The organism is Kribbella sp. NPDC050281, assembly GCF_040655855.1.
Taxonomy (GTDB): Bacteria; Actinomycetota; Actinomycetes; order Propionibacteriales; family Kribbellaceae; genus Kribbella.
In genome coordinates, this window is record NZ_JBFAKS010000005.1 from 88,121 (window position 1) to 101,769 (window position 13,649).

Genomic DNA, 13,649 nt, shown 5'->3' on the forward strand with positions numbered 1-13,649 from the left:
CATGGCAATCACCTATCCGACGATCCGTGGCGAGCGGAAGCGTCGTACCCGCTACCAGAACGGCTGGGCGCTGGCCTTCCTGGCACCGTGGCTGGTGGGCTTCCTGGCGTTCACCGCAGGTCCGATGCTGATGTCGCTGTATCTCGCCTTCACCGACTACGACTTGCTGTCGGCACCGAAGTGGATCGGCGCAGGCAACTTCAGCCGGATGTTCGGTGCCGATCCGCTGTTCCTGCAGTCCCTGAAGGTGACCGCGATCTATGTCTTCGTCGGTACGCCGCTCAGTCTGGCCTTCGCCCTCGCGGTCGCGGTGGTCCTGAACCGGGGACTGCGCGGCCTCGACTTCTATCGCTCGGCCATCTACCTCCCGTCGCTGTTCGGTGGCAGCGTGGCGATCGCGGTGCTGTGGCGGAAGGTCTTCAACGGCGACGGGCTGGTCAACCAGGTGCTGGCCCTCGTCGGCATCCACGGTCCGTCCTGGATCTCCGAACCGCACACCGCGCTGGGCACGTTGATCGCCCTCGAGGTGTGGCAGTTCGGTGCCCCGATGGTGATCTTCCTGGCCGGGCTCCGGCAGATACCACGTGAGTTCTACGAAGCCGCCCAGGTCGACGGCGCGAGCCGGTGGCGCCAGTTCTGGAGCATCACGATGCCGTTGCTGAGCCCGATCCTGTTCTTCAATCTCACCCTGCAACTGATCCGGTCGTTCCAGGCGTTCGCGCCGGCCTTCATCATCAGCGACGGTTCGGGCGGGCCGGCCGACTCCACGCTCTTCTACTCCCTTTACCTCTATCAGGAGGGGTTCGTGAACTTCGACATGGGCTACGCGGCGGCGATGGCCTGGATGCTGGTGCTGCTGGCCGGCGCGGTCGTCGCGGTCAACTTCATCTTCAGCCGGTACTGGGTGCACTATGGCGACTGAACGACTCGCCGCGATCCGGGACGACGCCGACAGCCGTGTGGCGGTCCGCCGCTGGGCGCCGGGACGGCGCCTGCTCGCCCACTTCGCGCTCATCGTGGTCACGCTCGTCATGCTCTATCCGCTGGTGTGGATGGTGGCGAGCTCCTTCAAACCGACCGACGAGATCTTCTCCCAGCCCGGGCTGATTCCGCGCCACCTGCAGCCGTCGAACTACGCCGAGGGCTGGCGGGGAGTGTCCACGGCGTTCAGTATCTTCCTCGAGAACTCACTGCTGATCTCGCTGTTCGCCATCGTCGGGAACGTGATCTCGTGTAGCCTCGCGGCGTTCGCGTTCGCGCGGCTCAACTTCATCGGGCGGCGGATCGCCTACGCGACGATGCTGGTGACGCTGATGCTGCCGACCCACGTCACGCTGGTGCCGCAGTACATCTTGTTCAACAAGCTGGGCTGGGTGAACACGTTCTACCCCTTGTTCGTGCCGCACTTCTTCGCCGTCGACGCGTTCTTCGTGCTGTTGATGGTGCAGTTCATCCGGTCGCTGCCGCGGGAGCTGGACGAGGCCGCCCGGCTGGACGGCTGCAATCCGTGGAAGACGTACCGCTACATCGTGTTTCCGTTGCTGCGGCCGGCGTTGGTCACCACGATCATCTTCACGTTCATCTGGACCTACAACGACTTCTTCAAGCAGCTCATCTACCTCAACGACGTCGAGCTGTTCACCGTGCCGCTGGGGCTGCGCCAGTTCCTCGACTCGACCGGCGACTCGTCCTGGGGGCCGATGCTTGCCATGAGCACCGTTGCACTCCTCCCGCCGCTCGTGCTGTTCATCACGTTCCAGCGGCGGATCGTCGACGGCGTCGCCACCTCGGGCCTGAAGGGATGAGATCTGTTGCACTGGTGACCGGCGCGGGTGGCGGCATCGGCTCCGCTGTCGCCTCGACTCTCGCGGCGAGCGGCTGGGCGGTGGTCGGCGTCGACCTGGTGGAGCGGCCTGCCTGCCTGAAGGCTTCGGGAGCGGTGGAGTGGGTCGTGGGCGATGTCCGCGACGAAACGAGCATCGGCCGCGCGGTCGAGTCCGCGGCTCGCCTGGGCCGTCTGACTGGCTTGGTGACGGCGACCTTGTCTGAGCATCGTGGAGCGCTGGCGAGTCTCGACCAGCGCGCCCTGGCGGAGGTGTACGACGTGCAGGTCGCCGCGGCATGGGCTTGGAGTACGGCGGTCGCCGATGCGGCGTCGGGCGACCGATCGATCGTCCACATCTCCAGCGTGCATGCGCGGCGGGCAGCGCCCGGCATGGCGGCGTACGCGCTGGGCAAGGCCGCTCTCGACGCCCTGGTCCGGGCCGGCGCGGTGGAGTGGGGCCGGCAGGGTGTGCGCTGCAACGCCGTTCTGCCGGGATTCGTTCCGGTGCAGCGGAACAAGGAGCGCTGGTCCGATCCGACTGCCGCCGAAAGCCTGCTGGCCGAGCATCCACTCGGCCGTTTCGTCACCGCCGAGGACGTGGCGCAGGTCGTCGCCTTCCTCCTCGGACCGTACGCCCGAGGTGTGACAGGGGTGTCGCTCCCGGTCGACGGAGGAATGCTCGCCACGTTGCCCCGGTGGGCCTGATGCGAACACGTGAAGCTCTTGGAGGCCTTGCATGGAAACGAATGTCCTCATCATCCTCGTCGATGACATGGGGTACTCCGACATCGGCTGCTACGGCGGCGAGATCGGTACGCCGAACATCGACCGGCTGGCCGAGAACGGCGCCCGCCTGACGAACTTCTACAACACCGCCCGCTGCAGCCCCTCGCGCGCGTCGCTGCTGACCGGTCTGCACCCACACCAGACCGGCGTCGCCGAGCTGGTGAACAACGACGGTCCTGGCGGCTATCCAGGCAGCCTCGGCGATCGGTGCGCCACGCTGGCCGAGACCTTCCGGGTCGCCGGGTACCACACGCACATGACCGGCAAGTGGCACCTGTCGAACGAACGCGAGCAGCCGGATCAGAGCTGGCCGACGCGTCGTGGGTTCGAGCGCTTCTGGGGGACGATCAGCGGCGCCGGCAGCTACTTCCAGACCACCACGTTGCACGACGGCGAGACGCCCGTACCGCTGTCCGAGCTCGGGCCGGACTTCTACTACACCGACGAGATCGGTTCGCATGCGGCGGCGGCGATCCGCGACGCGGCCGAGGATGAGCGCCTGTTCTTCGGGTACGTCGCCTTCACCGCGCCGCACTGGCCGCTGCACGCGAAGGAATCCGATCTGGCCGAGACCCGCGGCCTCTTCGACGAGGGCTGGGACGTCCTGCGGACCCGCCGTCGGCAGCGCCAGCTCGATGCCGGGATCTGCGCGGACGACGCGACGCTCGACCACCGCGATCCGGCCGTTCCGGCGTGGACGGACGAACCTGAACAGAAGTGGCAGCTCGAACGGATGGAGGCGTACGCCGCGCAGGTGCGCGCCATGGACCGAGCCGTCGGCACGATTCTCACCGCGCTGGAAGAGACCGGACAGGCCGGCAACTCGATCGTGCTCTTCCTGTCCGACAACGGTGGCTGCGCCGAGGAGCTCCGCAGCGATCCCGAGGGCGCGGCGCGGTTCCGGCAGCACCATCTGATCATCCCGCCCAGCGCACCTGACGGTACGCCGATGCGCGTGGGCAACTCGCCCGACATCCGCCCGGGAACCGCGGACACCTACACCAGCTACGGTCAGGCCTGGGCGAATCTCTCGAACACGCCGTTCCGTCTGTACAAGCGGTGGGTGCACGAAGGCGGTATCGCGACCCCGCTGATCGTGTCGTGGCCGGACGGTGGCCTGTCCGGCGGCGTGATCGATGCGCCGCACCAGCTGACCGACATCGCGCCGACGTTGCTGGAGGCAACCGGTGTGCCGCCGCTCGCCGAGCGCGACGGGCGGGCGATGCCCGCGTTGCCAGGTGTCAGCATGCTCGAGCTGCTCCGCGGTGGCGAGGCCGAACACCACGATCTCTGCTGGGAACACATCGGCAACGCGGCGATCCGCTCCGATCGCTGGAAGCTCGTCCGCGAGTACGAAGGACCGTGGGAGCTGTACGACCTGCTGGCCGACCGGAGCGAGAGCAACAACCTCGCCGACGCGCAGCCGGAACGCGTCAAGGAGCTGGCGAACCGCTGGCAGACCTGGGCGAACACGGTCGGGGTCATTCCGTACGCCGACGTGCTCGCCGCCCGCGCAGCGATGCCGACCCAGCCCGCCTGACGGAGGTACGGACATGAGGAGAACGACAGGGGCGATCGCCGTCGTACTGGTCGCCGCCGGAGTCACCCAGGCCGCCGCCCGACCGCCGAGCCGGGTGGAGATCCGAGTCGATCGGGCGCCGCTGGTGATGGCGGACGGAACGCCCGCGCCGAAGATCGAGCCGGCAATCTTCGGTGCGAACGCCCGGTGGATCGACGACGAGCTCGGTGCCTGGGATCCGGCGACGCACGGTCCGGCGGCCGGGTTCGCCGACGCGGCCGCGGCGGCGCAGCTCGACCTGATCCGCTATCCGGGTGGGACGGTCGCGAACTTCTTCGACTTCAAGTCGGCGATCGGCCCGGTGGGGCAGCGCGGGTGCCAGACGTCCGGCGGCTTCGCGGCGGTGCGCTTCGGCGCGATTCCCGGTGCGCGGAACGGGTTCGGGCCGGACGAGGAGGAGGCCCTGGTCTCGGCGATCGGCGCGAAGACCATGGTCATGGTGCCGTCGATCAACCAGACGTCGGCGGATGCGGCCGACTATGTCGAGTACATGAACTCGCCCAGCGACGGTACGGCGACCAACCCCAACGGCGGCACTGACTGGGCGGAAGTACGTGCCGCCAACGGCCATCCGGCGCCGTACGGGATCAAGATCTGGGAGTACGGCAACGAGCCGTTTCTCGACGGTCAGCGCTACTGGCGTGACAAGGACCTGCAGGTCCGGGTGAAGCAGTTCATCGAGGGCGGGTGGAGCCGGCAGACGGCCGCATCGGTGACCTACCAGAACGACGACGGGCTGTTCACAGGGTGCGATCTGGTCAATCGGCGGACCGGTACGGGCGTGGCCGATCAGACCTACCGAACGCGGTACCGGCCGATCGCCTTGCCTGCGGATGCGACGGTCGAGTCCGGCCCGATCGCAGAACCGGTGCTGACGGTGAACGGAGCGCGATGGACGCGGGTGGATTCACTGGCGACCGCCGGACCGAGCGAGCAGGTGTACCGCATCGGAAAGGCTGACGGCACGGTCAGCTTCGGCGACGGGGTCCACGGTGCGGTGCCGCCGAAGGACGCCAAGCTGAGCATCGAGTACACCACCGGCCGTCAGGACGGCTTCCTCGACTTCGTCCGCGCGATGAAGGCGGTCGATCCGAAGATCACGGTCTGCTCCGGCTGGGGCAAGGCGGAGTTCGTCGATGCCATGGGCAACCGCCCGTACGACTGCCTGGGCATCCACTCCTACACCGATCAGCAGGGCGGTGACGCCGACGGCGCGTACACGCCGACCGAGCTCTATCAGGGCTTGATGAGCGTGAGCGACGCTCCGACCCAGGAGCTGACCGAGCTGCGCCGGCAACTCGGCCGGTACTTCCCGGACCCGCGCCAGCGGCCCGCGCTCGCTGTCACGGAGTACGGCACCATCAGCCAGAACGGTCCGACCGGAGTCAGTACGCCGGGCAACTTCACGGCGATGCAGATGCACAACGTCTACGAGACCGTGTTGCTGATCGGTCAGATCACCAACGGCGTACGACTGTCGATCAACTCGAACCTCAACGGCGGACCGAACGCCGATCCGGCGAAGCGGGACTGGGGCAACATCCTCGGGTCTCCGCCAGGCTTCGGCGTCACCGGACGCGCGCTGTCCCTCACGCTCGCCGCACCGATGATCGGCGCCGCGCCGCGGAAGGTGACGATGACGGGCAACCCGGTGCCGGCCGGCCAGGACTACTCGGCCGTGGTGGCCGCCGCGACCCGGACGAACGACGGCCTTCAGTTGCTGGTCGTCAACCGGAGCCTCGACCAGGCGGTCCCGATCACGGTCGATCCGGGCGGCGGTCCGGCGGTGAAGTCAGCATGGCGTACTACCGTGACCGACGACGACATCACGGCGTACAACAACGACGTGATGCAACCGGTGCAGCGGACGACGACGCCTCTGCGGGCGAAAGGGCAGAAGGTCGATGCCGAGCTGCCGCCGCACTCGGCGAACCTGATCGAGCTGAGGTTTCGCTGATTCAGCTTGCGGTGGCGGTCAGCGCCGGGACGAAGGCCTCGGGGGAGCGGTAGACGGCGTCCAGCATGATCGCGCCGGCGGCGATGCCCAGGGCGTGTGGTCCGAACGCGCTCGCCAGGATCCGCGCCGTGGCCGTGGTATCGCCGCCGCCCCGACTGGCTGCGAGCCTGTCCTGCGCGGCGTCGCGGACGACCGCGACGTGGTCGACCGGAGCGCTGACCCCGCCGCCGATGACGACGAGCTCGGGATCGAGGAGCTCGATCAGGGTGGCGGTCGCCGTCCCGACCACGCCGGCGCGATCCTGGAGCAGCCGTCGAGCCTGCGGATTGCCGGAGACCGCCAGGGCGAAGACGTCGTAGACCTCCTGATCGTCCGTGATCAGGCCCGCGGCGCGGGCTCGGCGGGCGGTTTCGAGGTCCCCGGCGACCATCGCGAAGCAGCGCCGGCTGCCACAGACACAGGTCTGGCTGGATCGGCCGGCGACCGGCAGGTGATCCAGCCCGCCCGCGGCCGAGTGCGCTCCTCGGTACGGCGACCCGTTGAACACGAAGCCGGCACCGACGACGTTGCCGACGAACAGGTGGATGAAGTTGTCCACGCCGGCCGCCGCGCCGAACCAGTGCTCAGCAAGCGCCAGCGCCCGCACCTGCGAATCGACCAGCACCGGCAGGCCTACCAGTTCATGGAGCGCCTCCGCCAAAGGGGCCTCCTGCCACCCCAGCACCGGCTGGCTGTGCACCTGTCCGCTCGAGCTGTCGACCCAGCCACCAGTGCTCGCGCCGACGCCGAGAACAGTCAGGCCGTGACTGTCGATCATCTTCCGCACCGATCGGGCCGCGCCCCGGAGCAGGGGTTTGAGGTTCGTCGTGCGCTCGGTTGCCGGGAGCTCGGCGACGAGTTGTCCACGCAGATCGATCAGGCAGGTGTTGATCCGGTGCAGGCCGAAGTGCACGCCGATGACGCCGTACGTCGACTCGTCGATGGCGACCGGGACCTTCGGGCGGCCCATGCCACGTGTCGTCGGCTCCGTGGCTTCCCGGACCAGCCCAGCCCGGGCGAGGGCACCGGTGAGCCTGGTCACCGACCCGGTGGACATCCCGATGGCGGACGCGAGATCCGTGCGGGCTGTCGGTCCGGACCGCATGAGCTCACGCATGATCGTCGAGTAGTTCTGCTGCCGGACATCGCTGAGCTGGGCAGAACGCATGAGCTCTTTCATGCTGTCGGTTCTAGCACTGCCCGGGGCCTGGTCCAACTGTTGACACACTGGCGGGGAGTATTTATTTTCAAGACAGAGATAAGTCGACGAAGGGACTGCCGCCGGTGATGCCAGCGACATTCAAGCTGCGGGGAACTGTCAACGGGACGATCCGGCCGGAGATCTACGGGCAGTTCCTGTCCCGCCGTCGCTGGGTGGCCCACGAGGCCCTGCACAATCCCGGTCATCCTGACGCGGACGAGTCGGGTTTGCGACGGTCCGTCGTCGACGCGATCAGCGAGCTCGGGGCGCCGGTCGTCCGCTGGCCGGGTGGGTGCACCGGAACGTCGTACGAGTGGGAACGCGGGGTCGGTCCGAGCGAGCAGCGTGCGCGGACGGTCGACTGGCACTTCGGGTACGACGTCGGCAACGGCTTCGGTACGGCGGAGTTCGTAGCGTACTGCCGGCGGATCGGTGCCGAGCCGCAGATCAACCTGACGACCGGGACCGGATCCTTGCGCGAGGCACTCGCCTGGGTCGAGTACTGCAACGGCACCGGCGACTCGGTGTGGGCCAACCTGCGGCGCTCACACGGGTACGACGAACCCTTCGCTGTCCGCTACTGGCAGATCGGCAACGAGGAGTGGGGGCCGTGGGAGCTCGGCCAGGTGGGTCCGCAGGAGAACGCCGTACGTTGCCGTGAATGGGCCAAGGCGATCAAGCGATTGGACCCGGAGCTCAAGGTGCTGGCGATCGGCTGCTTCGAGCCGTCGCAGGCACTCGACTGGAATCTCGCTCTGCTGCGCGAGGCGTGGGATCACATCGACTACCTGACGCTGCACACGTACTGGCCGTTCGATCCCGATGCTGACGGCGGGGACTACGAGCGTGTCCTCAGCGGTCCGTACCGCACGGAGAGCGCGATCATCGCGATCCAGGGGCTCGTGGACCTGGTCGCGCGGGAGAAGCCCGGTACGCCGAAGCCGGAGTTGGCCTTCACCGAGTGGAACTGCGCGGACGCGACCCGGTTCGAGATGAGTCCGAAGTGGCGCCCGACCGACACGCGCTACCGAACGGTCGACGCGCTGGCGGTCGGATCGTTCCTCAACGTCATGCAGCGGCAAGCCGACAGCGTCACGTTGGCGAACTTCGCCCAGACCATCAACGTCGTGGGAGCTCTGGTTGTCACCGACGACGAGTTGGTTCGCGAGACCGTCTACTGGCCCCTGTGGATGCAGCGCCGGTACAGCGGTGGGATCTCGCTTGTCGGTGACACGATCTGTTCGAACGTCGCCGGTGAATCGCTCGAACGTACGGCGATCGACCTGCCGGCCGTCGACGTGAGCGCCTCGACGGATCGGGGCGAAACGACCGTGTGGTTGTCAGTGGTCAACCGAGATCGCCACCAGACCGTGCGCCTGGCCGTCGAGCTAGGACAGCCGCTCGCGACCACCGTGGTGCGAGTCCATCAACTGCACACGGAGGATCCGCTGGACCGCAACAGCCTGGCCGAGCCGGACCGCGTCGCTCCGCGGTCGGACGAGGTCAAGCTGGACGACGACCTTGCCCTGGTCCTGCCGCCAAGCTCGTACTCGATCATCGAGCTGACCACGACCGGGCCTGTCGTGGCGTAGCCCTCCCGGAGGGGGAGTTGCCTTCGGAGTACGTCCTCGGGCGTACATCGGGTGCCGCCGCCGAGCCGATGCGGGAGCACGCTGGTTCGACCGACTCTTGGATGGATGCGACGCGGTCCTGCGTCGCCCACCCGAAAGGAGGAGGATCATGAATCAGCATCACGTCAGCCGGCGCTTCCCGGCCACGGAGCTGCCGACGTGGCTGATGCTTCTGCTGGTCGCGCTCGCGGTGCCGCGGACGGTCCTGGAGGATCTGGGCATCGTCGAACCGGAAGGCTCGTTGTTCTACTACTTCCTCGCCTTGGTGCCGTTCGCGGTCTGGCTGGTCGTGGCGGTCGTACGCAGGAGTCGTCGCCCGTTCCTGGACTTCCTGATGGTCGGCGTCCTCTACGCACTGTCGCTGGTGCTTGTCCACCAAGTGCTGTGGAACGTCGGGCCCTCGCTCGGCCACAACCCGCCCGCCGGCGCGGTCGCTTTCGCCGACCACTTCAGCGCAGGCTGGCAGGACCTCGCATTGCGTGGGTACACCACCGGTATCGCCTTGATGATCGGCATCGGCTCGGGGCTGGTCGTCGGCATCGTTGCTCTGGGCGCCAACGCGTGGAAGTCGAAGCGTCGGTCACGCGTGAATGTCGCGTGATACGAGCCAAGACTCCAGTTCGCTGTGAAGCTTCTGGCAGGTCGCTGCATGTTCCGGGCGACCTGCCAGATCGTTGAGTTCGAACGGATCGGTCGACAGGTCGAAGAGCTGGATCGTGCCATCGGCCAGGGACAGTAGCTTCCACCGTCCGGACCGGATCATCCGGCGTACGCCGGCCTGGGTCACCTCGTTGACGGTGTCGATCGCCACCCGCCCGTCCGGTCCCCGTCGTACTCCAGGCGTCCGATCGCCGAGGTCTTCCTCGCAGTACGGCGGTCCGTGGCCCTGCTCGACGTACACGCTCGGGAAGCCGCTCGTCTGATCCGGATCGCGCAGGAGCGGAACGAGGCTGCGTCCTTGGACGCCGGGCGGGACGGGCGCTCCGATGAGCTCGCAGATCGTCGGCAGGACGTCGGCGATCGACACGTGAGCGGAGCTGGGACGCGGATCCGGAGGGACACCCGGACCGTGGAACACCATCGGGATCCGGGCGAGTACTTCGGGAAGTCCGGGGCCTTTGCGCATCAGGCCGTACTCACCGGCGAAGTCGCCGTGATCGGCCAGGTGCACGAACAGCGTGGTCGCGAGCCGGCCGGTCCGCTCGAGGTGGGCCACGAGCCTCGCCAGTTGGTCGTCGACGAGCCGGAGCATGCCGACGTAGTTCGCGCGGGCCCGGGCCAGGACCTCCGTATCGGCCTCACCGCTCTGCTCGGCGAGCTTGCCCGCGTAGCGCCAACTGAAGTCGCGTTCTGCCAGGACTTCGGAGGTCGTCGCCGCGGGTGGCACTGTGTCGGGTCCGTAGGTGGAGAAGTACGGCTCGGGCACCTGATAGGGAACGTGCGGTTCGGGAATCGACAACCAGAGGAACGAACGGTCGTCCGGACCGGCGGTGTCCAGCCAGCTCATCGCCTCGTCGACGATACGAGCCGGCAACTGGTGCTCGAGCGGGAACGGGCTGGGGGTTGTCGTCGTACCGGGGTGAGCACGCAACCAGTCGTCGAACTCGCGGTCGGTGCCGGTCGCGGCGGTCGGCGGCACGCGACCGAAATGACTGAACTCGATCCAGTGATCGAGCCGCTCGGGCGTCAAGTGAGAGTGGTTCTTGCCTACGAGCGCAGTGCGGAATCCGGCGGCGCTCAGTACGTCGATGAGGTCGGCGCCGCGGGCTGGATCGTCGTACTCGCTGTTGCCGAGAACTCCGTGCGCACTGGGAAACCGGCCGGTGAGGAGACTGATGCGGGCGGGGACGCAGAGCGGTGTCGTGGTGTAGGCCCGGTCGAACCAGCGGCCGCTGGTGGCCAGGCTGTCGAGGGCGGGCGTGCAGTCCCTGGGGAATCCTTCCCGCGCCGTGAGGTCCGCTCGCTGCTGGTCGGTCATCACCAGGACGATGTCTCTGGGCGTCGGGTCACTCATCCTTCGGTGCTTTCCCGGACCTCGAGGTGGAACCCGGCGATGAACTCACGGGGTGCGGACGAGAAGCTCCCCTTCAGGCGGTCGGCGAGCAGGCCGACCGCGGTTTCGGCGATGTGCCGCTTGTCGGGCGCGACGGAGGTGAGACTGGGCCGGCTGAACCGGCTCTCGGCGATGTCGTCGATGCCGACCACCGCGATGTCGTCCGGCACCCGCACGCCGTGGTCGTGCAGCGCTCGGAGCGCACCGTGGGCCAGCAGGTCGTTCGAGCAGAACAGCGCGTCGGGCGGCCGGCTCAGGGCGAGCAGGCGACCGACTGCCTCTACGCCGCTCTCGTGGCGCCAGCGTCGCTGCGGCACCACGAGCCTCGCCGACGGCCGGTGACCGGCGGCGACGAGGGCGTCGTGGTATCCCTCGTACCGGCCACGGGAAACGGCATCACCGCTGGCGGTGGCGCCGATGGCGGCGATCCGGGTCCGGCCGAGGTCGATCAGGTGTTCGGTGGCGGCGCGGGCCGCCGCGTAGCTGTCGATGGCCACCCGGTCCGCGACTCGCGTCAGCCGCTCACCGAGCAGGACCATCGGCGTGGTGTCCGTCCGGGCGGCGAAGTCGTCAGCGCTCAGTCGGCCGGGCACGAACAGCAGTCCGTCGATCAGGTGCGACCGGATCCCTTGCAGGACAAGGCGTTCGCGGTCCGGGTCGGCATCGGTCTGATCGATCAGGACGGTCCAGCCGTAGCCCTCGGCGGCCTTCACGACCAGCTCAGCCAGCTCCGCGAAGTACGGGTTCCCGATCTCCGGTACGGCGAGCGCGATCACGCCTGACCTGCCGTGGCGCAGGTTCCGGGCCGAGACGTTGGGACGGTAGCCGAGCTCCTCGATGACCCGCTCGACCCGATCCCTGGTCTCGGCTCCCACCCGGCCGGTGCCGTTGACGACGTTCGACACCGTCTTGATCGAGACGCCGGCGCGCGCCGCGACATCGCTCAGCGTCGCTGCCATCGGCACCTCCCATCACGCTGGATCGTCGCACCGAACGATACAACGTTAGATCGCCCCGCCCCGCATACGGCAGCGGATTCTCGACCGGACTCTGTACACCTGGCGCAGTTTCTTGGTACAACGTTGTACCGCGCGGTCGACCGCCCACCGCTCCTCGAGGAGGACTCATGATCAGCAGACGAAGGTTCCTCGGCGCATCCGCCGGCGGCGTGCTCGGCGCGCTCGCCGCGAGTGCCTGCAGCACCGCCCCGAGCGGTGGTCAGGCCGCCGGCGCGAAGTCGCTGCGCGTGTGGGACCACTTCCAGCCCCGGGAGGACCTGCACAAGAAGCTGTTCGCGGATTTCCAGAAATCGTCCGGGACCACGGTGGAATACACCGTCTACAACCCCAACCAGCAGGGCCAGGCGCTGCAGTTGGCGTTCGGGAGCAAGCAACTTCCGGACATCTTCACCACGGCCGGAGTGAAGTTGCCGCAGGCCCGGTTACGCAAGGACGGCTGGATCGCGCCCATCCAGCTCACCAAGGAAGACCTCGCCGCGATGCCGCAGGACGCGTTCCTGAACGGCTTCACGCACTTCGACGACAAGCTCTACTCGCTGCCGATGGTGAGTTTCCGGCAGTACGGAACGCTGACCTGGTACAACGTGGAACTCGCCGAGAAGGCCGGGCTGGATCCGGACCGCGACCTGGCCACCTGGGACGGGTTCCGGGCGGCGGCCGCCAAGATGGAGTCGGCCGGCGGCGACGGCGTCTCCGGCTGGATCGCACCGCTGCAGTTCGCGGAGCGGATGGGGGAGCACGTCTCCGATCTGGCCATGGCGGCCGGTGGCTCCGGCGCCACCGACCCCCGCACCGGCGAATACTCCTATGCCACGGACCCGTATGTGCATGCCATCGAGTTCCTCATCTCGCTGAAGAAGGACGGCCTGCTCTTCCCGGCGTCGTCGTCGCTGGACGCCCGGACGGCGCGGGCCCGCTGGTCGACCGGAGTGGCCGGCCTGTTCTTCGACGGCCCGTGGAACATCGGAGTGGTCAAGGACCAGTTCAAACCGTTCGTGGACAAGGTCGGCGTCACCTCGATGCCGTCGGCCGAAGCCGGCCGGCCGATCGTCGTCTACAACCCGCCGAAGGCCGGCGACTACTGCTTCGCGGCCACGTCCAAGCAGGCCGAGGTGGCCGCGGAGTTGCTGAAGTTGTTCACCACCAAGGAGGTCATGCTCGCCGAGACCGAGCAGATGGACGGGATGCCGGTCGATCTGTCCCTGGTGGACAAGGCGAACGTCCACCCGACGTACAAGACGGCGGCCGCGATCTTCGCCCGCCAGATCAAGTTGCGGCCCGCACCCGAGGTCCGCAATCCGGGGATCAGCGAGGTGGTCGCGGAGATGAAGCAGATCCAGCCGGACCTGGGTTCGATCGTCCAGGGCGTGCTGAGCGGTCAGTTGCCCGATGCCCGCAAGGCGCTCACGGACCTCGACCGCAAGCTGACCGCGGAGCGCGAGCGAGCCGTCAAGGCAGTCGCGGCCAAGGGAGTCAAGGTCGCGGCCGGCGACTGGAGGTTCGACAACTGGACCCCTGGTCAGGACTACGGCCGGGACAAGTACAAGACGTCGTGAGGA

General features: G+C 67.8%; 11 protein-coding genes. 8 read left to right on the forward strand and 3 right to left on the reverse strand.

What is annotated here, in order from left to right:
• Position 1: 1 nt before the first annotated feature.
• The 5 genes from AB0I34_RS07600 to AB0I34_RS07620 are packed head-to-tail and all read left to right on the forward strand — an operon-like array spanning position 2 to position 6,147.
• Positions 2 to 922 carry a sugar ABC transporter permease gene (locus AB0I34_RS07600; RefSeq protein WP_360441076.1) on the forward strand — a complete coding sequence of 307 codons (921 nt, stop codon included), beginning with the start codon at positions 2 to 4 and terminating at the stop codon, positions 920 to 922.
• The gene (locus tag AB0I34_RS07605) at positions 912 to 1,805 is read left to right on the forward strand and encodes a carbohydrate ABC transporter permease (RefSeq protein ID WP_360441079.1); all 894 of its coding nucleotides are present in this window, start codon (positions 912 to 914) and stop codon (positions 1,803 to 1,805) included. Before AB0I34_RS07600 ends, AB0I34_RS07605 begins: the two co-directional genes overlap by 11 nt.
• Positions 1,802 to 2,530, forward strand: coding sequence for an SDR family oxidoreductase (locus AB0I34_RS07610; RefSeq protein WP_360441082.1), 729 nt, complete (start codon positions 1,802 to 1,804; stop codon positions 2,528 to 2,530). Before AB0I34_RS07605 ends, AB0I34_RS07610 begins: the two co-directional genes overlap by 4 nt.
• Before the next feature lie 31 nt (positions 2,531 to 2,561).
• On the forward strand, positions 2,562 to 4,151 hold the full coding sequence (locus AB0I34_RS07615; RefSeq protein WP_360441085.1) for an arylsulfatase: 1,590 nt from the start codon (positions 2,562 to 2,564) through the stop codon (positions 4,149 to 4,151).
• A 13-nt stretch (positions 4,152 to 4,164) separates the two neighbouring features.
• Positions 4,165 to 6,147, forward strand: a complete 1,983-nt coding sequence (locus AB0I34_RS07620; RefSeq protein WP_360441088.1) for a hypothetical protein — start codon at positions 4,165 to 4,167, stop codon at positions 6,145 to 6,147.
• A gap of 1 nt (position 6,148) precedes the next feature.
• Here AB0I34_RS07620 and AB0I34_RS07625 read toward each other — a convergent pair whose 3' ends face one another.
• Positions 6,149 to 7,366 (reverse strand): ROK family transcriptional regulator, encoded by a 1,218-nt coding sequence (locus tag AB0I34_RS07625; RefSeq protein ID WP_360441091.1) that lies wholly within the window; start codon positions 7,364 to 7,366, stop codon positions 6,149 to 6,151.
• Between the two features lie 107 nt (positions 7,367 to 7,473).
• On the opposite strand from AB0I34_RS07625, the gene AB0I34_RS07630 reads away from it, so the two are divergent.
• Together AB0I34_RS07630 and AB0I34_RS07635 are read left to right on the forward strand one after the other, a co-directional pair.
• Positions 7,474 to 8,979 carry an alpha-L-arabinofuranosidase C-terminal domain-containing protein gene (locus tag AB0I34_RS07630; RefSeq protein ID WP_360441094.1) on the forward strand — a complete coding sequence of 502 codons (1,506 nt, stop codon included), beginning with the start codon at positions 7,474 to 7,476 and terminating at the stop codon, positions 8,977 to 8,979.
• Between the two features lie 148 nt (positions 8,980 to 9,127).
• On the forward strand, positions 9,128 to 9,619 hold the full coding sequence (locus AB0I34_RS07635) for a hypothetical protein (protein ID WP_360441097.1): 492 nt from the start codon (positions 9,128 to 9,130) through the stop codon (positions 9,617 to 9,619).
• Here the strand turns inward: AB0I34_RS07635 and AB0I34_RS07640 are convergent.
• Both AB0I34_RS07640 and AB0I34_RS07645 read right to left on the reverse strand, forming a co-directional pair.
• On the reverse strand, positions 9,599 to 11,032 hold the full coding sequence (locus AB0I34_RS07640) for a sulfatase-like hydrolase/transferase (RefSeq protein ID WP_360441100.1): 1,434 nt from the start codon (positions 11,030 to 11,032) through the stop codon (positions 9,599 to 9,601). The genes AB0I34_RS07635 and AB0I34_RS07640 overlap by 21 nt on opposite strands.
• Positions 11,029 to 12,030, reverse strand: a complete 1,002-nt coding sequence (locus AB0I34_RS07645; protein ID WP_360441103.1) for a LacI family DNA-binding transcriptional regulator — start codon at positions 12,028 to 12,030, stop codon at positions 11,029 to 11,031. The genes AB0I34_RS07640 and AB0I34_RS07645 overlap by 4 nt, the downstream gene beginning before the upstream one ends.
• Before the next feature lie 167 nt (positions 12,031 to 12,197).
• Here AB0I34_RS07645 and AB0I34_RS07650 point away from each other — a divergent pair, with 167 nt between their 5' ends.
• Positions 12,198 to 13,646, forward strand: a complete 1,449-nt coding sequence (locus AB0I34_RS07650) for an extracellular solute-binding protein (RefSeq protein ID WP_360441106.1) — start codon at positions 12,198 to 12,200, stop codon at positions 13,644 to 13,646.
• Positions 13,647 to 13,649 lie beyond the last annotated feature (3 nt).